Below are 25,978 nucleotides of genomic sequence, written 5' to 3' on the forward strand. Positions count from 1 at the left end.
CTGCTGCCCCTGCCAGATGAACTTTGTTGAATAACATATGGCGGTCGTGGCGAAGGGGTTAACGCACCGGTTTGTGGATCCGGCATTCGTGGGTTCAAGTCCCATCGGTCGCCCCATTTATTCAAAAACAATACACTCGGTTAAACGTTGGGGTTTAGCCAAGCGGTAAGGCAACGGACTTTGACTCCGTCATCTCAGGTTCGAATCCTGAATCCCCAGCCATATATATGCGGAAGTGGCTCAGCGGTAGAGCATCGCCTTGCCAAGGCGAGGGTCGCGGGTTCGATTCCCGTCTTCCGCTCCATAAAGTTGGCGCCATAGCCAAGTGGTAAGGCAAAGCTCTGCAAAAGCTTTATCCCCAGTTCAAATCTGGGTGGCGCCTCCATAATACAACTAATAGATTTGCGCCCTTAGCTCAGCTGGATAGAGCGTTTGACTACGAATCAAAAGGCCAGGAGTTCGAATCTCTTAGGGCGCGCCATATTTTTTCTTTTTACTACGCCGGCGTGGCGGAATGGCAGACGCGTTCGACTCAAAATCGAATGGGAGACCGTGGAGGTTCGAGTCCTCTCGCCGGTACCACTTTAAATCAATGGTTCATCAGATAATTTATCTGGTGGGCTTTTTTTGTTGTATAGCCCAACCCCCACTCATTGTCTGCGCTGAAGAAACTTTGGAATTATAATTCGATTACCCATTGCAAAGCAAAGAAAGAGTCCTTCGTCCTTTAAATTACAGGGCGAAGGACTCTCAAATCCGTACTCGATGAAAACGATCAACCGACACGCGTTGTTTCATTCCACATTTGGAGAAACTAGCCGCGTCATATTTGAGCCTTGCGGACTGGCCATATATAGCCAATGAGAGCTCCAGCTACAGCAAGGCACACCCAGCCAAGACCAATGTCATAAAAGGGTAAGAAGTCGCTAAGCAAGTCGGTGAAGGACTCTAAAATATTGTGAATCGGCAGGAAACCTCCAAGCCAATCGGTAATGAAAGACAAATTCAGTTTTGAAATAGATAGACCCTCGACGAAACTGAATAGTAAGGTTAGCGCTAGACTTCCCCAATAAACCTGTTTTTTACCTTTGAAAAGCGGATGCAGGAAGGTTAAAAAGATAAGCACTATAGAAATTGGATAAAGAATAGTTAAAACTGGAACCGAAAATTCAATTAGTTGGCTTAATCCGATATTAGCAAGCAATGCGCTAGTTATTGATAAAAGGATAGCCCATACCTTATACGAGACACGTGGCATTAATTGATACAGATAGACACTACATGAGGTCGTTAGCCCAATACTTGTCGTTAGACAAGCAAGCATGACAATAATGCCTAAAATGATCCCACCAAAATTACCGAAATAATGCTGAGATATATTGGCGAGGATTTCTCCCCCATTATTTAAATAGCCAAACTGTTCCACACTGGTGGCTCCAATATAGGCAAGCAATGTATAAATAATCGCAAGAACTGCTGCTGATATAAGAGATGACTTCACGCCTGTAATAAGTAACAGTTTTTTTGATTGAGCCCCTTTTTCTTTAATTGCGTTGATAATAATAATTCCAAATACGAAAGCGGCGAGCGCATCCATTGTCAAATAGCCTTCTTGAAACCCATGAAATAACGCATTAGCCTGATAATTAGCTTGTGGCTCTTGAGGAATCCCAAGTGGATTGATTAAAGCAACTGCAGCTAAAATGGCAATAAATAAAATTAATACAGGTGTAAGTATTTTTCCGACGATATCAATCATCCTTGAAGGATTTAAAGAGCATAAAAATGTTATGCCGAAAAATAAAATACTAAACAGCAGCAATGGGACAAAGCTAGCTTGTTCGCCTAAAAAAGGCTTAATGGCAATTTCATAAGCGACACTACCTGTTCTAGGCATCGCAAACAGTGGACCTATTGTTAAATAGAGTGTAGTTGTAAATACGAGTCCGAATATAGGGTGAGCTCTTTTAGCTAAAGAAAGTAAATCCTGTTTTCCTGAAAAACTGAAAGCGATGATGGCTAAAAGAGGTAAGCCTACTCCAGTGATGAGAAATCCTAGATTTGCTGACCAAACTTCCGTACCAGCAGATTGCCCTAGCATTATAGGGAACACTAGGTTGCCAGCACCAAAAAATAGAGCAAACAGCATAAGTCCGATGATGATGGTATCTTTTGTTGAAATAATCTTGTTCATTGTGTATTAGTCTCCTGTTGAAATTCGTAATGTATAAATTGCTGAAAATTATCATGATTACAAAACGAGTAGTAATCCCATAGATTGATTTTATCATATTCGGATCCTCCGTTCGATGTTTTTTGTGAAAAAGAATCAAAACGGTGGTGGTGGGGAGCGATAGCGAGGATTAAAATGGACGCACGGATAACAAACATGATAAAACTCTTTCGTTAGATTTTATTTTGCCGATTTAACCAAGACTTAACCTTTGTTGATTATCCTTTAATTGAGAAAGGGGAAGTGGAATATGAGAAAAGGAATACTTGTTTTAATATGTGCGTTGTTCATCACAATATTAAATGGCTGTGGGGAAAAACAAGATTTAGGAGGCGACCAGAATAAGCAAGATCGTTCACAATTACCGATTGTTGAGCAACCAAATGACACTGCTGCTGTTCATCACAGCGAGACAAAGTCAACGGATTCAGTTGGAATACCGCCCTTTATTGACCATCTGGACATATACCCATTCCCTGTGCCATCTGGCTGGAAAGAGGAGAAGTTTGAGGTTCGAGAGTATGACGAAGGGATGGACTGGGAGGCTATCTTCACTTTCGATGGAGATGAGGTGGAGCAGGCTCTCGCTTATAAGGAAGTAATCGAAGAATTAGGGTATGAGACCCAAACCTTATTGAATGAAGTATTTAAGATAGGGACGGCAGAGTTAGCAGGAGTCACTTATCACGGTACATTTACTTTCAATATTGGCGATGAATACAGCGAATGGGGCAAGGGGCAAGCGTATGTGGAGATTGTGTTTTCAGAGAAGAAGTAACCAAAAATCTGAGATGGTTAGGTGAAATCTAAAAAAAACCATTTTTACGGAAGAGGAATCCGTAACTTCAAAAGAAAATCGTTTTGTACGGTTCCATGCCCCGCAGTCGATCTTCAAATTCGTAGCCTATTTATTCTGAGTATGGTCATCAATGTGTTTTCATTACTTGGATTTCTGATTAGTATTTTGATGTACTTAACGGATCTTGAATAGAAAGGAATGGATCATGCTGAATTTCCGATATCGTAACTACATTGTTACATTCGCTGTATGTCTTGTAATAGTTGTCATCTTTACAGCATGTCAGAAAGTCAAGACTGAACAATTTGAAGGAATGAACCTTGCTTGTGCAGATGTTCGATATTCAGCTACCGCTGGAATGCCGATGGACATGATCAAGCTTAATGGGGCTCCTTCTGAGTTCGAAAAGCTTTTGTCGCTAATCGCGATTAGCGACAATGGTGAATATAGTTTACTCGTTCCTGTCGAGCGCGATGAGGATGGGGTAGGAGCAACTTTTCATCTGCCGGTACATCCCGAACTGCTTAGCAGCGGCGGGGAAGTGAGTATGAGGCTAATTGATGAGAAGGATAACTATTGTGATTCCGTACCCTTTACGATTCATGCATTGCCGGACTCTCCCGGCGCTTTCAAAAAGCTAGCTAACTCGCTTGTTAAGATGGGTAATGCACAAGCTCGTTTGTTAGGCACTGATGTTACGGTAGCTGCACATGCGCAGCTGTTGGAAGAGAATCCATTCGCTGCTGCACACTTTGTTGTTGATGAAATTTTGCAAGGAGCACAGAATCCGAATTCAATCATGCGAATTGCAGATAATGACTCTCCGTTGGTCGGTGAACTATCAGTGAAGCGGTGGAAGCTGATTGATGGGTTGGTGGAACAAAGTGGGATTCTACATGCGCTGACAGAGTATACCGCAAATCTTGATAATATGGAGGCTCTATCGCTCAATGAATCGCTAGCCTTTCGAACTTCAAAGATAAGCGGGCTTGTCACCATCAGCAGTGTCGAAGAGATACCATTAACGTGTGGCACGGGATGGCATCGCCCCGACGCTGCCTTGCTTGATAAAATGATGAATATGCAGATCAAAAATGAAATTTACGGTGATGGCACAGAGTTGTTGGATGCTGCAGGACTGATGTGGGGGGCTGCCGGTGTATTGGCCGCAGCAGGCGGTGTTCCTCAGGCTACTAAGGTTTCAAATGTAGTAGGAACCGCAATCAATTTGACGAAAATACGTTACGAAGCGATGGAGGGGCTACTACCAAGCGAATTTGTTGAGTTGAAGGTAGATATAAACCCTGCTACATTTCTAGAAGATGATGAAAATTTGGATGGATCATGGGACAAAGCGTTAGTTACAGCCCAAAGTAGTGGCTGGAGTGCGGACAAAGCGGCTTTTGAAACTCTGTTAAATGTATTGGGAAGTAGGGTCAGTAAAGGTGCGCAAAAGCATTATAAGCTCAAATTTGATGAAGGTACGAAAGCAATGGGGGGATTTACAAGTCAGCTGTGGGATTCGCATCTGACCAATCGACTCTTTGGCAAAGGAACGAATCGAACAGGTGTATACGAATTCCCTCCATGCGAGTTCGGACCGACGGATATCACGGATGAAAATTGGAGCGATGTGCGTATCAATCCGGAAGCTACGGCACCGGTATATTTAGTGGATCGCTATACGTACCGCGCTCAAGCCACGGGAGAAGCGACGCTGGAAGTATCGCCTCGCGGGGACAGGTTTGGCCGCCGTGCATTTAATCCCAATGGAACGTTCTTTTTTAAAGATACGAGGATTGAAGTGTTGCCGATTGAAGTTATCGTCTCTCCAAGTGAAATGACGTTTAAGCCTGGAACATCTACCCAAGTCAGGGCAACGGTCCATAATGCCAATGATACGGGAGTCGCTTGGGAGGTTCACCCTGCAGGCGCGCATCGGATTACAGTAAGAACGGAGCCGAATGGGAAATCTATACTGATGATAGATACCTCTTATAATGAAGCAGATTTTCCCGTTACGATTACTGCGGTCAGTACATCCAGCATGGGTCTAAGGGCGCTGTCTGATGCTCCGCGTCGTGAAGGACACGCGCTTTTGCGTAGCACGAGCAGTAGCATTGAAATTTCGCCCAATGAATGCTGTGTAGAACCGGGCGAACAGCAGGCTTTTCAAGCCGTCGTTCATAACTTTTCCAATCAGAGGGTAACTTGGGCTGCAAGTGCAGGCACGATAGATGGAAGTGGCTTATTTACTGCTCCGGATCAAGTTGCAATCGTTACCGTTACCGCAACAAGTGTTGCTGATCCTTCTTTGAAGAAGAGTGTTCCGGTTCGAGTGGGAGATTGCACATGTTCGGCTGAATGGGAAATTAGTTCTTTTCAGGAAAAACAAAGCTCTGATACATCTCGCATGGAACGTGCAGGAGAAGATGGCGAGGGGCGCTTAACGAAATTGCTTTTTACAAACCTATTAAACGGAGAAAACCTTCAAATTATATTTGAAGGAAATGGTCCTTTACCTGGCGATCAAGGTACTTATCCAGTGAAGATAATTAACGTAGGCAACGAAATGTCCGACAGATCCGTGCTATTTAAGAATGGAGCGATAGCGGGTGTACCGAGTCCACATCATCCAAACGGTTTCTACATGATACCACCGCCGGCATTACGTGACGGAAACGCAGAGCCGATGAGTGATGAACTGAAAGCGACGGTGACCATTGACGAATTTACCCAATTGGGTTCTGAGCATCATCACGTCTGGATTAGCGGTACGATACAAGGCGAGGTAGAGGCAGCAGAATATAAGGATTACCTATCATCAGAAGAAAATATGAGTACGGTCCATTTAATTGGTACTATAAGGGGCAGTTTTCAAGGTCATTATACGGTTCGCCATAAAAATCCGACAGTCAATCCGCTCGCTGACTTAGGATTTGAACTGCCATTCATTGGTGGGGGCTCTGTGTACTGGGATGTTTGCGGTATGGAAGAATCGGAAATCCCTTTTACAGAATCCATCAATTTGCAAGATATTATTCATTCAGATGAGTATATAACTCAGATGGATCCTGATGAACGAAAGGAATTGGAAGACTTAAAGGAAATATTAAAATTACTCGAAAAATAGTTCAAAATCTTTACCTAGATTTAACCTTGAACGGATAGGATAGGGGGTGTATTAAAAATGAGGATTCCAGGAGGGAAATTACAATGAAACAATGGTTTAATCAGAAAAAGTTAATCGTAGTGCTGTCAGTCGTATTGATGTTCAGTGCCACCGGAAGTGTTATTGCGGCGAGTCAAATGACAAAAATAACGGCATATTTGAATTCAGGACTAACGATTTTGTTAAATGGGAAGAGCTTTGTGGCAATTGATGAGGTAACAGGAGAAAAACTTTCACCGATTACTTACAAAGGTAGAACATATTTGCCGCTGAGAGCAGTAGCTGAAGTAACAGGAATTGAAGTAGGTTGGGACGGAAGTACGCAAACGATCCATCTAGGTGATGAAAAGGAGGAGGAGATTGTTGGCGAGGATGGAACGATCTATACTCCTGTAACTACGGAGTATGTCGATGCTGCTGATGCCGGGGCATACCGATTAAAAAGCAAGGAGCCCAAAATTCTAAATCGAGGACCTAAAAGTGATTTTGAATATGGCTATGCCAATGATTCCATACATTCCTATTATCTAAGAATGACAGTTGATAACAGTAAAAATTTTGATGTATTCAAAACGAGAATTTGGCTTGAGGACTCAAAGGAAAGCGCATTGCAAAAAGCACCGTTTATCGAAGTAATTGGATTGGATGGTTCGGGTCCGATTGTGGTAATGGAAGGTGAAGACGTACAATTTGGTAAGTATTATGATTTGGAAGTAGAAATTAGCAATGTGGAAAAGTTTTATGTTAGAACGAATGGAGTATTGAGTGTAATTGGTGAACCTATGCTAGGTAGATATCCAAGCCAATAATACAGATCGGGAAAAGGTGGGCAGATTGCCCTCCTTTTATTTTTAAGCGTAGCGGGTGCGAGAACGAGTCTCCATCGTTATGTATTCATACAAAGATTACTGTGGTGGGCAGATATCCTACTAGCCAACCCGGATTGGCAACGCAACATAAAAAGTGCTACCTTTATTCAATTTACTTTCTACCCAGATTCTCCCTTTATGGGCATGAACAAGTTCTTTAACGATAGCTAATCCTAATCCGGTACCAGTCTGTTCCGCTGCTGCAGTAGACGCAGATGCTTTATAAAATCGATCGAATATAAATGGCAGTTTGTCTTCACTGATGCCATAGCCGTTATCTTTAATCTGGATAATAACTTCCTCATCAGTCTTATTGACTTTAACTTGTATAGATATTTTTCCAGCACCTTCAGATGTATTTTTAACAGCATTAGATATTAAGTTTGAAAACACTTGATCCATTCGTCCATTATCGATAGAGCAGTTAAAATGTTTTGTTCCCTTAATAATGTTAGTTGTTTCGACAATCCTACCATATTGAGTAACATCAAACTCGAACTTATGATAGATTTGTCCAAGCCATGTATCTAAGTTGATATTTTGGAGATTTAAATTCGAATGCCCAGCTTCAAGCTTGGATAAGTCAGATAAATCACTGATTAATCGACTGAGGACATTCATCTTGTTATGAACGAGATTACTAAAATAAGCATCATCTGAGTCAACTAATCCACTTTGTAGTGCTTGCACATAACTATGAATTAACGTAACAGGTGTCCCTAGTTCATGTGCTATATTTGCTAGAAGATGGCGGCGTGATTCCGCCATGGCAATTAAATCTTCGTTCATTTGTGTCAGATCAATATTAGCGACTTCCAATGCTTGTGTGCGTTCTTGTACTTTTTCCTCAAGCTCAAGGTTCAATATGATTAGTTTCTGATTTAAGCTTCTTAGTCGAACTAATGTCTTCACACGAGAAAGTAGTTCTTGCTTATCACAAGGCTTGAGTAAATAATCATTAGCCCCGACCTCGAATGCTGTAATTCTATCACGAACTTGATTTTTTGCCGTGAGCATCAAAATTGGTAATTCCATTAATGAATAGTTATTTCGTAAACGTCGACACACTTCGTAACCAGACATTTTTGGCATCATAATATCGAGGATTAGCAATTCAATCTCGTGCTCGGCGATGATGCTTAGTACTTCCTCTCCATTAGAAGCTGTCAATACTTGATAGCCTTCTAATGTGAGTTGATTCATTAGTACTTGTAAGTTGATAGGCTCGTCATCAGCGACTAATATTTTGGATAATGTGTTGCCTTGTGGTTGATAGCTTGTCGTTAACAGTTTTATCTCTTCTATTAAGAGAGGTTCTACTGTAATTGCAATTTCCTTTACATACTCATCGCCCGGTTGTATAGGCAGGGTAAAACTAAATATTGAACCTATTCCTACCTTCGAATGTACTTCAATAATGCCGCCATGCAACTCGACTAACTGCTTTGTTATGTTTAAACCGATGCCAGTACCCCCAACATCTCTCGAAAGAGAAACATCACCTTGCTGGAATGGTTCGAATATAATGCTCTGTTGTTCTTTAGAAATCCCTTTTCCAGTATCCGAAACACTTATTTTCATTTGTTTCTCTTTAAGTTCAGCTGAAATAACTACTTCACCATGATCAGTATATTTAATAGCATTGCCCACTAGGTTATACAAAATTTGCTGGAGACGATCTTGATCCGCATTTACAGCTGGTAGGGTATCATCAGTAAGATTAATAAGTTTTATCGCCTTATGCTTCACTAATGGCTGACAAATAGTAAGGATGATATCGACTAGTCCTGGCAGGTAGATTGGCTTTTTATGTACATCTAAAGCATTATGTTTTAATTTTGAAAAATCTAATATATCGTTTATTAAATAACTCAATCGATTACCACTAGTTATGATCATTGCGAGTTGATTGCTCATCTCAGCAGGAACATCTCCAGTCGCACCATCACGTATTGATTCAGCAAGGCCGATCATTCCATATAGTGGTGTACGTAATTCATGCGATGTAATTGCTAAAAACTCATCTTTAAGTTCATCTGCCTGCTTTAAACTTTCTATAGCCAGAGCATGACTTTCTGTAGCTTCGTGTTCTGCTAGCTCCTTTTCAGAACGCATAATATTGATTTTATCTGCCAGCGCTAGAGATAATAAAACGACCTCTACTACTAAAGTAATCTGCCCCGCATATTCTGTGTAATTCGAAAAAGGAATGACTGCTGCTCTCTCTAGTATCGTGATAGATATCCCAATAAAGAAGAATGGCCAACCGACTATAAAAAAGCGTGCCTGGCGTGCCCCTCGCTTTAAGCATATGAAAGCGACGGTTAGTACTGCAATAAACGTACTGACCGTACTAAGGAGCATGATATTTAGTGCGACTAAATTCGATATAAACAGCATGGCGATGACGACAGCATTTAGAATCATCAGTATATATGAAGCCTGTTTGAATTTGGGGAAATAGCGATCAGTATCCAAAAAGCTTCTGGCAAACATAAGAATACCAATGCATGCTAGGCTTACCCAAAAAGGAGTAGAAATTGTATTCCACCAAGGAGAATATGGCCACAAATATTGAAAACCGAGTCCATTAAGTGATAATTGCCCTATGACTGTACAAGTAATAGCAAGCACATAGTATAAGTAACTTCTCAAGCGCAAACTGAAATAAAGAAACAAATTGTATAATATCATGACTAAAACCATGCCGTAAAAAATACCAAGCAATGTAAATTCAGTTTGACTTTTCTGAATCATAGATTGAGTATTCCAAAGGTGAAAAGGTGGATGTAGACCACCTGCCCCATGAAGTAAAATGTAAAAGATTTTCGTCTCGTTCGCTTCTATCTTCAAATCAAAAATGAAGTTACGATGGTTGATCTCTCGTTGTTCAAATGGGTAGATAGTCCCTGCATTATGAAGTTCTATTATCCCTGATTCATCTGCAGAATAAATATTAATAAAATAAACAAGTGGGAAAGCGATTTCAAATAACCATTGTTCTTGATCCGTTTGGTTATTTACTTCAAACCGAGTCCATAGTGCAGCTTCAAAAAAGCCGCCTTTTTGTGGCATTTGCTCTGAATAAGTAAATTTATCCGCATAGCTAACGGAAGAAACATCGTCGATGGTTAGACGCTTCTCGTTGTCTTCCAGCATATACAAATAAGAATATAAATCTACCTTTTCGGTAGACTCACGCAAAATAAGAGTGTCGCCTTGATATTCTTGGGCTTCAGTAGGAAGGACATTAACGGTAAACAAAATAATAATTAGAAGAATAAAAACATATTTGGATTTAGATTTTAACACGAATCAATTCACTCCTCTTCAAGAAGTTACATTATTATTACGCAAACATTAATATATATATCCTTCCATACTATAACTTAAAAACAGATATTTTTGTCAAATAAGCTTTTTATTGGGTCATTAGTCACGTTTTACATTACTTAACCTTGGTGTACTACAATATGATCAATTCATAGCGATAGATATCGACACAAAAGAAGGAGAGATTCGAGGTGACAACGAATGATTTGATTGATTATAGTTAGGGTGGCAGCCACTTTAAGTAGAAAAGGGCGCTGCCACCTTTTTATGGAATAGCAATTGAATCGATTCTAGTTTTCTTATTATGCGGTAATACGTAATGGCTTACAATGTATGAAAAAGCCTTTTGATCGTGATGAATGCTTGCTCACGTGTATAATTTCCTGAAGGATCAAATCGATTGTTTGCTACTCCACCCATGACCGCTATACGAGTCGTCTTATCTTCAAGAGCAGCTACGTACATGACTCCATCCAGTGCCCAACTAGCTATGGATGCCTGATCCGCGTAGGGAGACGATTGAGGAGTTGTTTTTATTCCTAATTTGAGCGCAGCTCTTTGCAGCATTACCGCTGCTTCTTGCCGAGTAATTTTGCCGTCTGGATCAAACCTTCGAACTCCTTTACCATTCACAATGCCCAGATGATATGCAGCAAGCACGATGGGATCATTCGTATCATCGAACACATTTTTCGGGAGATTCCCTTGAATTTGTGTGATCCAATCGTTAACAGACAAGCCATCAATGACACTAAACAGATTGACGATTAATTCACTAAATTGCTGGCGATTGATATGAGATGTATAACTTTTGTTCATAGCGTTAGGTACGAGATTCAGTGTTACCGCTGCTTCTATCTCAGCAACTGCCCATCTGGAAGGCTTCTCTATGTTTGGTGTTGCTAATGTCGTCTGGAAGTTTGTATCAATGAATCCCCATTTGCCCCCAACCGAAACACCAACGAGTCCTTCATTAAAGTCACCTGAAATATCCTCGAATTGTGGAGATATGACTATATCACCTGTTCGATCGATGAATCCCCAAAGCCCATTTTCATTAATTGCTCCTCTTCCATCGCGGAATTCAATTTTTCTTGCTAGAGGAAATTGGGGGGCAATAATTTCATTGCCTTGGCGATCCATAAATCCGTAATAAAACTCTCTCTGCATGATTTTATATACGGCTGCAATTCCGTCGTGAAAAGGATCAGCCATATCATAATAATGCTCATCCATAAAGTTTATGGTTAGATTGCCATTGAGGTCAATAAAACCTTCATCTACAGGTGCATGTCCCTCTTTGAACATAGATGGCGAGGAGTATATAAAACCCGTGAAGGCCTCACCTGCTTTGTCAATAAAGCCCCAGCCCTCCCAATAATATACGGCTGCAGCCCCTTCGCTGAATGGCGAGGCTAATTCATACATAAGTTCGATGACAATATCTCCTTGCTTGTTAATGTAGCCCCATTTGTCATCAAGGGAAACAGCAGCAAGTCCTTCACTGAAGGAAAAGGCGTAATCATATCGCGGTTCGATTACAATATTACCGAATTTGTCAATGAATCCCCAGCGATCATTAATGGATACAGAAGCTAGTCCTTCACTAAACCCTCCAATATTATCCGGCTGAATATCCAACATTTCGAATTGCGGTTCGATGATCATTTGCCCAGTATTGTTAATAAATCCCCAGTATCCATTGCTTGCGACCCCAGCCAAACCATCATGAAATGGCAAGGCATAATCATACTGCTGCGGAATCACATGAATTCCCTTTTTGTCAATATAACCCCAGTGTTCATTGGAAAAAACTGCAGCTAATCCCTCGCTAAAGTTTTGCACCATCTCATATTGCGGTGTAATTGCGTAGGACGAAGCAGCTTTTCCTTGCATCGTGGGTAGTAAGGAAAACAATAATAAGAAACAGATGAATAAATGTCTACTTTTTTTCAAGTTATACACACTCCCTTTTTCAGTTTACATGTAAAAAAAGATGATTAATACGTTAGGTCTATTCTAATATTTGTAGGTTAAATATAGGTAAAGGGTTGCGCGAAATCTCAAATTTCTTTTTCATCACTTAACCTCGACTTAACTTTAAGCTGGCATAATTGAAATACGTATCTACTTTAAGTAGGAAAAATGAAAAAAAGGAGTTTTGAATATGAGAAGAGGATTTTTAATAGTATCGGTATTGTTGGTCGTCGTTTTGCTAAGTGGCTGCGGGGAAAAAAAAGTAGAAGGTGTCAATGAAAGTGTCAATGAAGTTGAGGATGGATCACAGCTTATCAATGAGTTGGATGCGAAGCGCAGTGCTGAGCCAGCACAGATTCCGGATCAATTTCCTTTACCAATACTGGATGGTTGGACCGAAGGGGAACCATTTGCTGAATTGGCAACGGGGAAAAAGCGAGGGTGGACTGCTGAATACATTTATGAAGATGACATGGAGGCTAACGCTAAGCTGTATGAGCAGTTATTACTTGAACATGGTTATGAGGTAACTGCGAATGCGATGATGGAGACTAGTATAGGGCATGGTTATATTGTAATTGGACATATATCTGGGATAAATTATGGAGGTGCTATTGTATTCGATACAAATGCGGAGGGACAGCATCGTGTCTGGATGACATTTACTGAAAAGAAAGAAGATTGAAAGTATGCTTAATTCAGGTGATTAGGCGAATCATTGGATCTATTAAATAATAACTATTGAGTTTACGAAGAAAGCAATGTATCTTCTATAGGAATATAATTCGTCAAGCATCTAATCTAGAAAGGAGGGAGATAGTGGCTGGTGAAAACATTCTTATCGTTGAAGATGAGATCGGGATTAGGGAACTCATCCAATTGTATTTGCAGAAGAATGGCTACCATGTTCTAACTGCTAGCGATGGTGAAGAAGCTTTAACGATTTTGGAACGAGTACACCCCCAACTCATTTTGTTAGATATTGAAATGCCGAGGATGGATGGTTTTGAACTATGCAGGCAAGTAAGAACCAAATTAACGTTGCCTATTATTTACTTGAGTAGTAGAAGGGGAGTCTCTGACAAATTGAAGTGCTTCGAACTGGGCGGCGATGATTATATTACGAAGCCATTTGATTTTAGAGAACTCCAAGCTCGGATTGAGGTGAATCTGCGTCGATACCGTCAATTTGGTTCCGATATGGAACAGTCGAGCGCCATACTAAAATACGGTGAGTTAGAAATTGATCTAAATTGTTATCAATTTAAACTGAACGGTGAGCCATTAGAGTTATCTGCCAAAGAAGCACAGTTGCTAATGCTACTGGTTCAGCATCCCAATCAGGTGTGGAGCGCCGAACAATTATATGATCATATATGGGGCTTGGAATCGACCGGCAATATTGAAACGGTGAAGGTACACATCAGTAATTTACGTCGCAAGCTAGAAACGGATTCAGCTCATTTACAGTACATTCGCACGGTTCGTGGCTTCGGTTATTTATTTGCGAAATGAGATTTATTTTGAAGATCAATCTATCTTTTTTTGCACATTAAGGAGGAGGATAAGATAATGAGTGATTTGGATAAAAATCAAATTAATCAGACGGTGTTTAAAGAAGAAGGGGGGGCTCCGATGGAAGGTTTTAATTCTGGAAAAGGAAAGACAGCTTCAGGCTTGGAGGAAAACTTGGCAGGGCTATTATGTTATCTCTTTGGGTTTGTTACGGGCATAATATTTTTGTTGATCGAAAAAGAAAACCGATTTATTCGATTCCATGCATTGCAATCGATCTTTACGTTCGCAGCTATATTTGTCGTAAGTATGGTGCTCAACGTGATTCCACTATTAGGGCTGCTTGTGAGCATCTTGTTAGCGCCGTTATCTTTGATCTTGTGGATCGTTTTAATGGTGAAGGCTTATCAGGGGAAATGGTTCAAATTGCCGCTTGTTGGAGATTTGGCAGAAAAGCAACTGAAATAGGCCAAATCCGGTGGAAATAAACGAAGTATAAAAATAGTGAATAATCGCTAAAAAATTAATTCAATGGCCGATTTCAGGGTGGACTCAACTACCTTGAAATCGGCTTTTCTTATAGAGGTAGTTCAAAAAAATGATGGATAGAAGTTTTATTAATAGATTAGTTCTGTTGTATGAGAATAGTAAAACTAGTAAAATTAAGCAAGTGCTATATAATAATAGTGATGGTTACTATTAAAGAGAATAGGTGAGGTTGATTTATGTTTCATCATCAATCTGTGAAATACAAACTTATGGTAGGTTTTATTGTAGTTATGATCCCTATAGTGACCTATATGTTAATTAACAATTCCAATTCTCGCGATCTTGTACGAGTGAAAGTATCAGAAACGTATAACAATACGTTAACTATATTCACCGGTCAAATCGATCACTATTTAGAACAAATTGATGACTATCTATATAAGATGGGCGTTTTGGACGCGGATATTGGATTGTTAACTTCTTACCCTGTAAGCAGCAATGAGTATACATTAACCAAAGTTAGAGTTGATGCCAAATTGGATCGTGATGCTGGAGTATATAATCTCGTAGATTCTATCTTTCTGTATCAAACAGACGATATTATTTTTGGTACTGAAAGCGTATACAGTAATACTTATAAGTTAATAACGGAATATATGGACGCGTCACCATTGAAATTTGACATGTATCAGTACGGTAAATCAAGTTGGCAATTAGGTGAAAGTGATCATATTGCTGGTAGATACTTTTTGATCAACTACATAAAAGTAACCGATGATCTATTTTTTGGAGCGATTGTAACGATTCAAGATATTCACGATCTACTGTTGATTCAGTGGAATGATGGGGATATTGGATTTACCGATATTTTCAATGTAGAGAATGATCAGCTATCAAATGTATTAACGGCATATAGTAGATTAGAAGGCGAATCAAGCTCTGAAATTATTGATGCGAATGCCAGTGATTATGTGTTACTTGAGCAACGCAGTCATGTAGCGAATATGGCATATCGTCTTGCGATACCTGAAAAAACAATTATGCGTGAACTATTGTTTTTTCGAAATGCAACGATTGTTGCTCCTATCTTTTTCTTTGTTATTCTCGTTCTATACATTCTATTTATGCAACGTATGCTATTTAAACCTTTGCATGAGTTAATGCTCGGTATGAAAAAGGTTTCATTGGGAAATTTGGAAGTGCGCTTGCAACGTAATCATACTATTGAATTTGATTTTCTAGCGAACACATTTAACGATATGGCGGAGCAAGTGAAAAACTTGAAAATTGATGTGTACGAGGAACAGCTACGAGTGAAGCAAGGCGAGCTGAAGCAACTACAATCGCAAATCAATCCGCATTTCTATATGAACTCGTTAAATATTATTTATAACTTTGCTGTCCTTGAAGAAATGGATTCCGTGAAGAAAATGTCGTTACATCTAGCAGATTATTTCCGCTTCATTATGACAACGAATAGAGAAATGATTACATTGAAAGAAGAATTGAAGCATATTGAAAACTATATTACGATTCAGCAATTACGTTTCCCTAATCGATTAGTTATGACGATTGAAGATATCGAACCGTTTTTGGATTATCCAATCGCAGCGCTAACGATCCAACCATTCATAGAAAATGCGATTATTCATGGCTTCAAAAATCGCAAACAAATATTTGAAATTACAATTGCTGCACAGCGTAACTCGGATCACAGCTTTGTAATTACAATTTCCGATAATGGAACTGGCTTCCCTGAGGATGTTCTTACTAAGCTAAGGCGGCATGAGGCGATTGAAGAAGGTCAACGTACAAGTCTAGGTATTATGAATGTTATTAATCGGCTTGAATTGCTTTATGGAGAACTAGCAACGATAGAATTTCGCAATAATGATGCAGCGAGCGGTGCAGTCATCGAAATATATTTTCCTATTCATGAGGAGTTGAAGTAATTTGTCATTCAATTTGTTAATTGTTGATGATGAGGAGATTGCGATAAGAGGCATTATGAAAGGTATTCAGTGGGACAAGCTGCAATATCAAGAGATTTATACAGCTATGGATGTGGAGGAAGCGCAGGAAATTATGCGGATGCATCAAGTACACGTTGTATTATCGGATATTGATATGCCGGGGCAAAATGGACTCGATCTACTTGAATGGATGAATGAACATGCCATGAATTGCGTAACGTTATTTCTAACCGGACATGCAGACTTCAAATACGCACAACAAGCTGTACAGTTGTCTAGCTTCAAATATTTATTGAAGCCAATCGATCATAGTTTATTACAAGAAGCATTGGCGGAAGCATATAAGAAAGCGGAAGAGATTACATCATTAGATTCTATTCGTTCAACGTATGATCAATTTTTTCAACAATGGCAATTAGAGAGACCACTATTAGTTGAACGATTTTGGCATGATCTTATTCATTATCGGCAATCACTTGCTACCGTATATTTGGATGCGGCGATGAAAAATTATAGTATTCCACTTCAATCGGACAGCCATATTCAAGTTATCTTCATTAGCATTGAGCAATGGAAGGAAGAATGGTCAGCACGAGATGAGGAAATAATGACCTACGCGATCAAAAATGTAGCGGAGGAATTTTTCTTAGCTGATAGAACGGGGCATTGTATTCAAGATGGTCAAGGAGTTCTCTATCTTATTATGTATGAGCCGAGTGCTGAGCAGCAATTATCATTAACGAATATATCTTATCAGTTTATCGCGCATTGTCGAGAGCACTTACATTGCTACTTATCTTGTTACATTGGCGATAGTATTCCAATACCATCGATTCGTGATGGTATTCGAAATCTGCTTGCAATTGAGAAGCAAAATGTTACACAATCTTGTACGGTAAAATCAGAAAAGGAGCTAGCGGTTAAGCTGGAATCCAATACTACAGCTGTTGTACACTTCCCAGATTGGATCATATTGCTTGAAACGGGAAAAATGACACAGCTTGATTATCAAATTGATGTTTATTTTGATAAACTTCAACAGGATCAAGTGAGCTACCATGATCTTGCTGCTTTCTATTTCGGATTTATGAATAGTTTAATGCAATGGCTACAGATGAAGGGGATAAGTAGTCATGGGATATTAAGTCTTCAGCATTGGGAAATGAATGATGGTCTATTGAAATCCTTATCGCGGCTAAAAGCATGGACGATTCAAATTTGCCATCAAGTTAATGGGAATTTGTTTGCGGAAGGGAAGCAGGTTTCCACTGTCATTGAGAAGGTGCAGCAATATATGATTGCGCATATGGATGAAGAGTTTAGTAGAGAACGATTAGCAGAACAGGTCTATTTGAATCCTGCGTATTTATCACGCTTATTTCGTCGGGAGACTGGCCTTTCATTAACCGATTATTTAGTTAAGAATCGAATAACGAAGGCGAAAGAGCAACTAGAGCATAGTCAGCAGCGGGTAAGTGATATCGCAATGGAAGTAGGATATGCTAATTTCTCGCATTTTTCTAAATTATTCAAAAAAACGACTGGGCTAACGCCACAAGAATATCGAAAAATGGTTCAAAAAGTGTAGTAGATGAACTCAAGTAGTCATTATAGCGTTAATCGAGTCACGACACCGACAATGTTCGGTGTCTTTTTTTTATACAATTTGAATATAGCAACGAGACAATATAGAGAGGAATGTGGGGGTTATGAGTACAGAGACCATAAATGCAACGGTGAAGCAAGCACCTAAGAAGAAAGTATCAATCCTAAAGACGATGAAGAAATACTGGATGTTCTACATTATGATGCTTCCAGCAATTCTTATTTTATTGCTGAACAACTATATCCCGATGTTTGGGATTATTATTGCCTTCAAAAATATTAACTATGTAGACGGCATACTGGGAAGTCCTTGGAGCAAATTTGAAAACTTTAAGTATTTGTTCATGACAAAGGACGCTTTAATTATTACGAGAAACACATTGTTGTATAACAGTAGCTTCATTGTGCTAAATCTAGTTTTCCCATTAACGTTTGCAATATTGTTGAATGAAATTAAAAATAGATTTTTGGCGAAATTTTATCAAACGGTAATGTTTTTACCATACTTCCTATCCATGGTTGTTATCAGTTATCTTGCCTACGCGTTTCTAAGCGATACAAATGGATATATCAATAATTCATTATTACCAATGCTAGATATCGAAGCGATCAAATGGTATTTCACCAAAGATTTTTGGCCTTACATTTTATCAATGGTCAATACATGGAAAAATATGGGTTACTATACGGTAATCTACATGGCAGCTATTATCGGTATCGATGAAGAGTATTATGAAGCCGCTACAATCGATGGTGCGAGTAAGTTTAAGCAAATATTCACGATTACGATTCCATTACTAACGCCAATCATTACGATTATGACATTGCTTCAAGTAGGTCGTATTTTCAATGCTGACTTCGGATTGTTCTTCCAAGTACCAAGGGAGTCAGGCGTATTATTTCCAGTAACGAATGTAATTGATACGTATGTATATCGAACCTTCTTAACGGTTGGTGATATCGGATTATCTTCAGCAGCAGGCCTAGTACAGTCTGTTGTAGGCTTCTCACTTGTATTTTTATCAAACTGGATTGTAAGGAAAATTGACAGCGATAACGCATTATTCTAGAGAGGTGATCTAATGAATGCACAAATAGAAAAAGTGACTACACAAGCTAATCCCAAAAATAGATTGCCGAAGTTAGCGACGTTCGGAATTCATTCTATGTTCACCGTATACTCGTTACTTTGTATCATTCCTATCATTCTCGTAATTATGGTATCGATAACGGATGAGGGCGCGATTGTAAGAGAGGGATATAGTTTCTGGCCAAGTGTTTTCAGCTTTGATGCTTATGAATTTCTATTCAAGGATGCAACATCCATAATAAGAGCATACTCAATCTCGATCATTGTAACGGTTGTTGGTACATGCTTAAGTATGATTATCATCGCCTTGTATGCTTATCCAATCTCGCGTAAAGATTTCCCACATGCTAAGTTTTTTACCTTCTTCGTATTTTTCACCATGTTATTCAATGGTGGTCTAGTACCATGGTACTTAGTATATGTGCAATTGCTAGATTTGAAAAATACGATGGCAGCACTAATTATACCGCTCTTAGTTGCCGCATTCTTTGTGCTTATTACACGAACGTTTTTCCAAACAACGATTCCAGCTGCCATTTTAGAATCAGCCAATATGGATGGCGCCGGTGAGATGAGAATATTTTTCCAAATTGTATTGCCATTATCTTTACCTGTACTAGCGACTGTAGCCTTGTTCCAAACGTTAGCTTACTGGAATGATTGGTTTCTCAGTCTGGTGTTCATTACGAAGGAAGATAATATAACGCTACAGTACTTGATGTATAAGACGATGTTGAATATTCAATATCTATCTACGAACAGTACAGCAGCTTCTGCCATTATCGCAGCGGGCGGTACGTTCAAATTCCCAAGTGAAAGTGTTCGTATGGCAATGGTTATTATCGGAATTGGTCCAATTATCTTTGCTTATCCGTTCTTCCAGAAATATTTTGTCAAGGGGCTTACGGTAGGAGCAGTAAAAGGTTAAATGTGAGGTAGTTCAAAAAGCGGACTTTGATAACGATGAGGATGCTAACGAAGCATATTCGACATCGCATCTGAAACGAACTTGGAAAGTACGGTTCGCGTGTACCAATAACGTACACTTGCGCTTCCGCCTTTCTCAAGTAGCGTTTCACCTGCTCGATTCTGAAAGCCCGTTTTTTGAACCTTCATTATAATTATGTTCAGCTATACCCAGCATTGCTGGTTAGCATATAAAAATTATGGGAGGTCGCAATAATGAGAAAAAGCAAAAAAAGCGCTTCACTGTTAGTGACAATGATTTTGGCAATATCTCTGATTGTTACAGCATGTGGTGGCAATAATAACCCAGCACCATCGAATACTCCAGGTAATAACACGGACCCTACTCCAACTCCAGCTGATGAGACTCCGAAAGAAGAAGAATTGAAAGCTGTCAAATTAGTAGTAGTATATCCGGGTGGCCCTCAAAAGGATGAAAAGCTAATTGAGGAAGAATTGAACAAATTGCTTACTGAGAAAATCAATGCAACCATTGACCTTACTCCTGTAGATTGGGGCGCATGGGATGATACAATCAATCTAATGATTGCTTCTCGTGAAGAAGTTGATGTTCTTTTCACAGCACAATGGAACGGTCATGCTAGTAATGTAGGTAAAGGTGCATTCCTTGAGCTTAATGACCTAATTGCAAAGTACGGTGAAGGTGTTACTTCTTCTCAAGATCCTGCATTTTTAGATGGTGCAAAGATCAATGGTAAAAACTATGGTGTTCCAACAACGAAAGAGCTAGCAGCTGCTGGTGGTATCGTCTACAACAAAGAAGTTACTACTGAACTAGGAATTGATATGACAAATGTTAAAACAATTCAAGATCTTGACGCTGTATATGCAGTTGTAAAAGAAAAGAGACCTGACCTAATTCCTCTTTATATCTCTTCAACAGATAATACATTCAATGCTCACTTCTTCGGAAATTATGATTTCCTTGGTGATGCTACGATCCCTGGTGCTATCTTTAAAGATGGTACTGATACTAAAGTAGCTCCAATCGAAGAAACCGCTCGTTTCTTAGAAACAGTAAAAACGACTCGTGATTTCTTCAATAAAGGTTATATCAATGCAGACTCTGCGACAAGTAAAGTAGCTTCTGCTGATGCTTGGAAAGCAGGAATCGTATTCTCATCTATCGAGGCATTGAAGCCTGGTAAAGACGAAGAAGTTGCAAGTGCTGCTCTTCTTAGTGGTAAACTTGGTCAAATCCAATTAACAAACAAAACAATTGCAACATCTGAAACAGCTGGTTCTATGTTAGGTATTCCTACAGCTTCTAAAAACCCAGAACGTGCGATGATGTTCATTAATCTATTGCATAGCGATAAAGAAATCAACAATCTAATTAACTTCGGTATCAAAGATATTCACTACACGCTTAATGGTGAAATTATGACCTCAACTGATCGAACTGCTGACTATACTCCTGGTCATGCTTGGATGTTCGGTAACCAATTCTTGAACTACCTATGGGATTCTGAAGATCCAGATAAATGGGCTAAATTCAAAGAATTCAACGAGGGTGCTGTTAAGTCTCCTGCTCTAGGTTTCGTATTTGACAGTGAGCCTGTTAAGAGTGAAGTTGGTGCTCTAGCGAACGTAATTAAACAGTACCAAGTTGCTATCGATCGTGGTGCAGTAGATGTTGATTCTGTACTTCCAGAATATATTGCAGCACTTAAAGCAGCTGGACTTGATAAAGTTATCGCTGAAAAGCAAACACAATTTGATGAATTCCTTGCTAACAATTAATTAAAATGAATGTAGTAGCGCCAATAGTGAAAACTATTGGCGCTGCTTTTTTGTATATAGAGGAAATAAGATGAACGAAAGCTATTGCGTTTTCAGTCCAAACCTATAATATAAAGGTATAAACTGGGATGAGATGCGGGGGATGTTATTGTGATGCTTACGTTTCGTCGAGTAGTGATAGTACATATTATGATTGCCCTTTCTATTGCTTTAGTTGGTTGTTCTTTTGTGCAACATAAGGAGCTATCTGACAATGAAAGCGATTTAATTGAAGAGAATCTAGTAGAAGATTTAGCTGTAAATGGTGAAGGATACACATTGAAGTTAGTTTATATAGGTACGCCGCAACAGGATGAACCATTAATAGAGGCAGAACTTAATAAGTATTTATTGAAAAAGTTAAATGCAAAGCTCGATCTAATCGTGTTAGATTGGGGATCTTGGGATAACAAGCAAAATATTATGATTGCATCACGTGAAGAGGTTGACGTTGTATTTACTTCGCAATGGAGCAAGCATTCTTCGAATGTATCACGGGGAGCATATCTACCATTGAATGACTTACTTCAGCAATATGGCCAAGGGATAATCGAAAGTCTTGATCCGAAGCTATTAAAAGGCTCACAGATTGAAGGAATTAACTATGGAATACCAACGAATAAGGAGTTCGCCGCACAAGGAGGACTTATTTATCGTAAAGATATTGCTAAGCAGCTTAATTTGGATATGAGTAAAGTTCAAAGTTTGCGAGATTTGGATGAGATTTATGCCACAATTCAGCGGGAAATGCCAAACATCACTCCTTTATTCATTAAAAATGGTGAAAACTTTAACTCTCATTATATGGTCAATTATGATGGGCTAGGTGATACGTCGATTCCAGGATATATTCTAAAGGATCGAGAATCTACGACGATCAAACCACTATATGAGATTGATCGTTACATTGAAAATTTATATTTAGCTAGAGATTATTTTCTGAAGAACTATACGAATAAAGATGCTACAACGACACAGATGATGGTTAGTGATGCACTAGCATCTCATGAATATTTTTCAGTTGTCTCGCCAATTAAGCCAGGCAAGGCAGATGAACTAGGAGTACAAACGGGCTTGTCAGGTCTGCTCGCTCAAATTGAGTTGAATCAAAAATCGCTTGCAACTTCGGAGACCGCAGGTTCGATGCTCGCTATTTCATCAACGACCCGACATTCCGAACTAGCAATGACATTAATAAATTTATTGCATACGGATGTCTATTTGAACAACCTCATTAATTTTGGGATTGAAGGTATCCATTATGAGAAAACGGCGAATAACACGATTACAGGGACTGAATTAACTTCACGCTATAGCCCAGGCTCTAATTGGATGCTAGGAAATCAATTTATTAATTATTTATGGGATACGGAAGACCCGGATAAATGGAAACAATTCATTGCCTTCAATGAAGAAGCAGTCAGCTCACCTGGTCTTGGCTTTATATTTGATGGCGAATCGGTTCGTTCAGAGGTTGCAGCTGTTATTAATGTAGATAAGCAATATGTGGTCGCATTAGAATCGGGTTCGGTAGATCCAGCAATCGTGTTACCTGAATATATTGAAAAGTTGAAAAGTGCTGGCATCGATCAAATCATGGTTGCCAAGCAAAAACAGTTTGATGCCTTTCTAGCAAAGCAAGGACGATAGCATACTAGTCTTGGAGAGGATTACTGTCCCCGTCTATAGTCTAGGTTAAATACCGTCATAGGTCTGTTTTGAACATCGCGAAAACAATCTATACTAAGTACATAAGCAAGAGAGCAACGCAAGGCACCAAACAAAAGAACAGAAAGAGGTGAGTGTAAGGAATGAATGGCAAATCATTGCTAGGTATTATCTGTATCGTCATTGGTGGTATACTCGCACTAAAGTTTTTCAACATACTGCTTGGTCCGATTATCGCATTCTTACTTCCATTTATTTTAATCGCGTGTGGATTTTACGCACTTAAAAGTGGTAAGAAAATCATCGGTAGCTTATTCTTAATCATCGGTTTTGTATTGTTGCTTGGCAATCTAGGATCTATCATTACTTTAATATTAGCGATTGTATTAATCGTTGGTGGTATATCATTCATTAAAGGGAAGTTTGGTTCACGTTACTAAGGTAGGAGTTAATAAAAAGTTTTAGCATATGCTTTCGAAGCTACTTTTTATTAGCAGGAAGTATATCGAGGAGTTAATAAAAAGTTTTAGGATATGCTTTCGAAGCTACTTTTTATTAACAAGAAGTATGTCAAGAAGCTAATAAAAAGTTTTAGGAGGTTGGAGAATGGGAATTGTTAAACGCATTCGCGACATTACAATGGCAACATTGAATGATCGACTTGAAAAAGCAGAAGATCCAGTAAAATTAATTGACCAGTTTCTATGGTCAACCCGCGATGAGATTATTCAAGCAGAGCGTCTTCATCATCAATACTTAAATCACTCGCACCAGTTAAAGTCACAGTGGTTACAAGCTGAACAACAAATTGAACGTAAAGAATATCAAGCGATGGTGGCCTTGAAAGCTGGAGAAGAAATGATCGCAAGATCAGCTCTATCTGAAAAAACAATGCTTGTTGATAATGCTAACTCCTACCGTGGGTTATATGAGCAAAGTAGTGATTCATTAATGGAGCTGGAAGATCAGCTTAGAGAACTACGCCAAGAGTATCAGCTTGTATATGATAAACGTGCCTTTTATGTATCGCGTATGGAATCACTTCGCTTGCAGCAAAGAATGAACGAGCGAATGAGCTTCAACAATAATAATAACCCTGCGCAAGTGATGCGAAAAATGGATTCACGCTTGAATGAGATGGAGAATGAATCTCAAAGCTTGCGAGAAGTTCGCAAGAACAATGGTGGTATGTATGGAGATCCAACTGTAGCAAGTCGTCAAAGTCTCGCAGTTGACCGTGAGATGGAACAGCTTAAGAAAAAATTAAATGGGGAAGGATGGTCCTTGTGAGAAAAATATACCGCTCCAGAACGAATAAGATGCTTTCAGGACTCTGTGGTGGATTATCTGAACTAACAAATATAGACGCAACCTTGTATCGTATATTGGTAGTGGTCCTATCGATATTAAGTAGTGGAGGTTTTGCACTAGTCTATATCATTGTAAGCATGATTGTTCCAAAGACACCGAATATATACAATCCATATGGTCCAACTAGTGGTCCAAATAACCATACCTATGGATACCAGAACCCGATGCAAGGTCATGACCCAATGAACCAACGTACATCATATAATTCTAATTGGAGCTCATCTAGACCAGCAGATAACACTGCTTATCAAGCTCCTCCGCAAAACACAGATCAGATGATGGATGATCTAGAGAAAAAAGCATTACGTCGTGAAATAGAAGAATTGAAAACAAAATTATCTCGAATCGAGAAGGGAGAATAATATTATGAGTATTTTCAAAAGAATGAAAGATATGACAAAGGCAAATGTGAATGACTGGTTGGACAAATTAGAGGATCCTGTTGTAATGATTAATCAATATCTACGTGACATGGAGGCTGAGATTCATCAAGCTGAAGTTACGGTAGCGAAACAAATGGCTGGGGAACGCAGTATGCAGCAACGTCTTGATGACAGCATTCGTAATTCTAATGATCGTGAATCTAAGGCTGAAGCAGCACTTCGTGCAGATCAAGAGGAGCTGGCAAGAAAATTGCTTGAAGAAAAAGTTTATTTCGATCAAAAAATTGTAGAGTATACAGATCTTCATGCCAATGCGAAGGAGCAAGCGGAAGCACTTATGCAACAATTGCATGAGATGAAGGATGAATTCTATCAATTGCGTAATAAACGTAACGAGCTTGCGTCAAGAGCACAGCTTGCTAAAGCTCAAAAACAAATGACCTCAATTTCTTCAAATCATACGCTTGAAAATGGAACAGCATCTCGTGGTTTCCAACGTATGGAAGAAAAAATTATGATGATGGAAGCAGAGGCTGATGTGCAGCGTTCACCATATGGCTATAGCTCATCAAGATCTACAGCGGCAACTACACAAGCACCACTTACTGCTGCTGACATCGAGCGTCAAATGAAAGTAGAAGAACAAATTCAAGCGATGAAGAATAAACTTAATCCTGTTGAGTAATCGTATATAATTATAGAATACAAGGAAAGCGGACCGAATATCGGTCT

At 39.3% G+C, this 25,978-nt stretch carries 20 protein-coding genes and 6 tRNA genes; 22 read left to right on the forward strand and 4 right to left on the reverse strand.

The window, feature by feature from the left end:
- Positions 1-40 precede the first annotated feature (40 nt).
- The 6 genes from AC1TPB_RS22445 (at position 41) to AC1TPB_RS22470 (ending at position 582) form a co-directional block, all read left to right on the forward strand.
- Positions 41-116: transfer RNA gene (locus AC1TPB_RS22445), tRNA-His, on the forward strand.
- A gap of 32 nt (positions 117-148) precedes the next feature.
- Positions 149-222 (forward strand) — tRNA-Gln (locus tag AC1TPB_RS22450).
- A gap of 7 nt (positions 223-229) precedes the next feature.
- Positions 230-304: transfer RNA gene (locus tag AC1TPB_RS22455), tRNA-Gly, on the forward strand.
- A 7-nt stretch (positions 305-311) separates the two neighbouring features.
- Positions 312-385, forward strand: a tRNA-Cys gene (locus tag AC1TPB_RS22460).
- 19 nt (positions 386-404) lie between these two features.
- Positions 405-481: transfer RNA gene (locus AC1TPB_RS22465), tRNA-Arg, on the forward strand.
- Positions 482-500: 19 nt separating this feature from the next.
- Positions 501-582 (forward strand) — tRNA-Leu (locus AC1TPB_RS22470).
- Positions 583-823: 241 nt separating this feature from the next.
- On the opposite strand, the gene brnQ is transcribed toward AC1TPB_RS22470, so the two are convergent.
- A complete protein-coding gene (brnQ, locus tag AC1TPB_RS22475) occupies positions 824-2,194 on the reverse strand; it encodes a branched-chain amino acid transport system II carrier protein (RefSeq protein ID WP_482061781.1) in 1,371 nt (456 codons plus the stop codon).
- Positions 2,195-2,483: 289 nt separating this feature from the next.
- On the opposite strand from brnQ, the gene AC1TPB_RS22480 reads away from it, so the two are divergent.
- The 3 genes from AC1TPB_RS22480 to AC1TPB_RS22490 all read left to right on the forward strand — a co-directional run bounded on the left by AC1TPB_RS22480 (position 2,484) and on the right by AC1TPB_RS22490 (position 7,013).
- Positions 2,484-3,011 carry a hypothetical protein gene (locus AC1TPB_RS22480; protein ID WP_482078525.1) on the forward strand — a complete coding sequence of 176 codons (528 nt, stop codon included), beginning with the start codon at positions 2,484-2,486 and terminating at the stop codon, positions 3,009-3,011.
- Positions 3,012-3,237: 226 nt separating this feature from the next.
- A complete protein-coding gene (locus AC1TPB_RS22485; RefSeq protein ID WP_482078526.1) occupies positions 3,238-6,165 on the forward strand; it encodes a COG1470 family protein in 2,928 nt (975 codons plus the stop codon).
- Positions 6,166-6,248: 83 nt separating this feature from the next.
- Positions 6,249-7,013, forward strand: a complete 765-nt coding sequence (locus AC1TPB_RS22490) for a stalk domain-containing protein (RefSeq protein WP_482061777.1) — start codon at positions 6,249-6,251, stop codon at positions 7,011-7,013.
- Between the two features lie 120 nt (positions 7,014-7,133).
- Here the strand turns inward: AC1TPB_RS22490 and AC1TPB_RS22495 are convergent, their stop codons facing one another.
- Positions 7,134-10,385 carry an ATP-binding protein gene (locus AC1TPB_RS22495; protein WP_482078527.1) on the reverse strand — a complete coding sequence of 1,084 codons (3,252 nt, stop codon included), beginning with the start codon at positions 10,383-10,385 and terminating at the stop codon, positions 7,134-7,136.
- Positions 10,386-10,730: 345 nt separating this feature from the next.
- A complete protein-coding gene (locus AC1TPB_RS22500) occupies positions 10,731-12,362 on the reverse strand; it encodes a WG repeat-containing protein (protein WP_482078528.1) in 1,632 nt (543 codons plus the stop codon).
- Positions 12,363-12,573: 211 nt separating this feature from the next.
- Here AC1TPB_RS22500 and AC1TPB_RS22505 point away from each other — a divergent pair, with 211 nt between their 5' ends.
- The 7 genes from AC1TPB_RS22505 (at position 12,574) to AC1TPB_RS22535 (ending at position 19,983) form a co-directional block, all read left to right on the forward strand.
- Positions 12,574-13,068 carry a hypothetical protein gene (locus tag AC1TPB_RS22505; RefSeq protein ID WP_482078529.1) on the forward strand — a complete coding sequence of 165 codons (495 nt, stop codon included), beginning with the start codon at positions 12,574-12,576 and terminating at the stop codon, positions 13,066-13,068.
- Between the two features lie 134 nt (positions 13,069-13,202).
- Complete coding sequence (locus AC1TPB_RS22510) at positions 13,203-13,898, forward strand: response regulator transcription factor (protein ID WP_482078530.1); 696 nt, start codon at positions 13,203-13,205, stop codon at positions 13,896-13,898.
- 57 nt (positions 13,899-13,955) lie between these two features.
- Complete coding sequence (locus AC1TPB_RS22515) at positions 13,956-14,366, forward strand: DUF4870 domain-containing protein (protein ID WP_482078531.1); 411 nt, start codon at positions 13,956-13,958, stop codon at positions 14,364-14,366.
- Between the two features lie 257 nt (positions 14,367-14,623).
- Entirely contained in the window at positions 14,624-16,339 is a 1,716-nt protein-coding gene (locus AC1TPB_RS22520; protein WP_482078532.1) for a sensor histidine kinase, read from the forward strand.
- 1 nt (position 16,340) lies between these two features.
- Positions 16,341-17,948, forward strand: coding sequence for a response regulator (locus AC1TPB_RS22525; protein WP_482078533.1), 1,608 nt, complete (start codon positions 16,341-16,343; stop codon positions 17,946-17,948).
- A 121-nt stretch (positions 17,949-18,069) separates the two neighbouring features.
- On the forward strand, positions 18,070-19,035 hold the full coding sequence (locus tag AC1TPB_RS22530) for an ABC transporter permease (protein ID WP_482078534.1): 966 nt from the start codon (positions 18,070-18,072) through the stop codon (positions 19,033-19,035).
- A gap of 12 nt (positions 19,036-19,047) precedes the next feature.
- The gene (locus tag AC1TPB_RS22535; RefSeq protein ID WP_482061765.1) at positions 19,048-19,983 is read left to right on the forward strand and encodes a carbohydrate ABC transporter permease; all 936 of its coding nucleotides are present in this window, start codon (positions 19,048-19,050) and stop codon (positions 19,981-19,983) included.
- A 44-nt stretch (positions 19,984-20,027) separates the two neighbouring features.
- On the opposite strand, the gene AC1TPB_RS22540 is transcribed toward AC1TPB_RS22535, so the two are convergent.
- Entirely contained in the window at positions 20,028-20,171 is a 144-nt protein-coding gene (locus AC1TPB_RS22540) for a hypothetical protein (RefSeq protein ID WP_482078535.1), read from the reverse strand.
- A 66-nt stretch (positions 20,172-20,237) separates the two neighbouring features.
- Between AC1TPB_RS22540 and AC1TPB_RS22545 the strand changes: the two genes are divergently transcribed.
- The 6 genes from AC1TPB_RS22545 (at position 20,238) to AC1TPB_RS22570 (ending at position 25,931) form a co-directional block, all read left to right on the forward strand.
- Positions 20,238-21,785 (forward strand): ABC transporter substrate-binding protein, encoded by a 1,548-nt coding sequence (locus AC1TPB_RS22545; protein WP_482078536.1) that lies wholly within the window; start codon positions 20,238-20,240, stop codon positions 21,783-21,785.
- Positions 21,786-21,938: 153 nt separating this feature from the next.
- Entirely contained in the window at positions 21,939-23,474 is a 1,536-nt protein-coding gene (locus AC1TPB_RS22550) for an ABC transporter substrate-binding protein (protein WP_482078568.1), read from the forward strand.
- 161 nt (positions 23,475-23,635) lie between these two features.
- Positions 23,636-23,932, forward strand: a complete 297-nt coding sequence (locus AC1TPB_RS22555; protein WP_482078537.1) for a LiaF transmembrane domain-containing protein — start codon at positions 23,636-23,638, stop codon at positions 23,930-23,932.
- A gap of 166 nt (positions 23,933-24,098) precedes the next feature.
- Positions 24,099-24,782, forward strand: a complete 684-nt coding sequence (locus AC1TPB_RS22560) for a PspA/IM30 family protein (protein WP_482078538.1) — start codon at positions 24,099-24,101, stop codon at positions 24,780-24,782.
- Positions 24,770-25,225 (forward strand): PspC domain-containing protein, encoded by a 456-nt coding sequence (locus AC1TPB_RS22565; protein ID WP_482061761.1) that lies wholly within the window; start codon positions 24,770-24,772, stop codon positions 25,223-25,225. The genes AC1TPB_RS22560 and AC1TPB_RS22565 overlap by 13 nt, the downstream gene beginning before the upstream one ends.
- A 4-nt stretch (positions 25,226-25,229) precedes the next feature.
- On the forward strand, positions 25,230-25,931 hold the full coding sequence (locus AC1TPB_RS22570; protein ID WP_482078539.1) for a PspA/IM30 family protein: 702 nt from the start codon (positions 25,230-25,232) through the stop codon (positions 25,929-25,931).
- Positions 25,932-25,978 lie beyond the last annotated feature (47 nt).

The sequence above is a fragment of the Paenibacillus sp. Y951 genome (assembly GCF_056786395.1).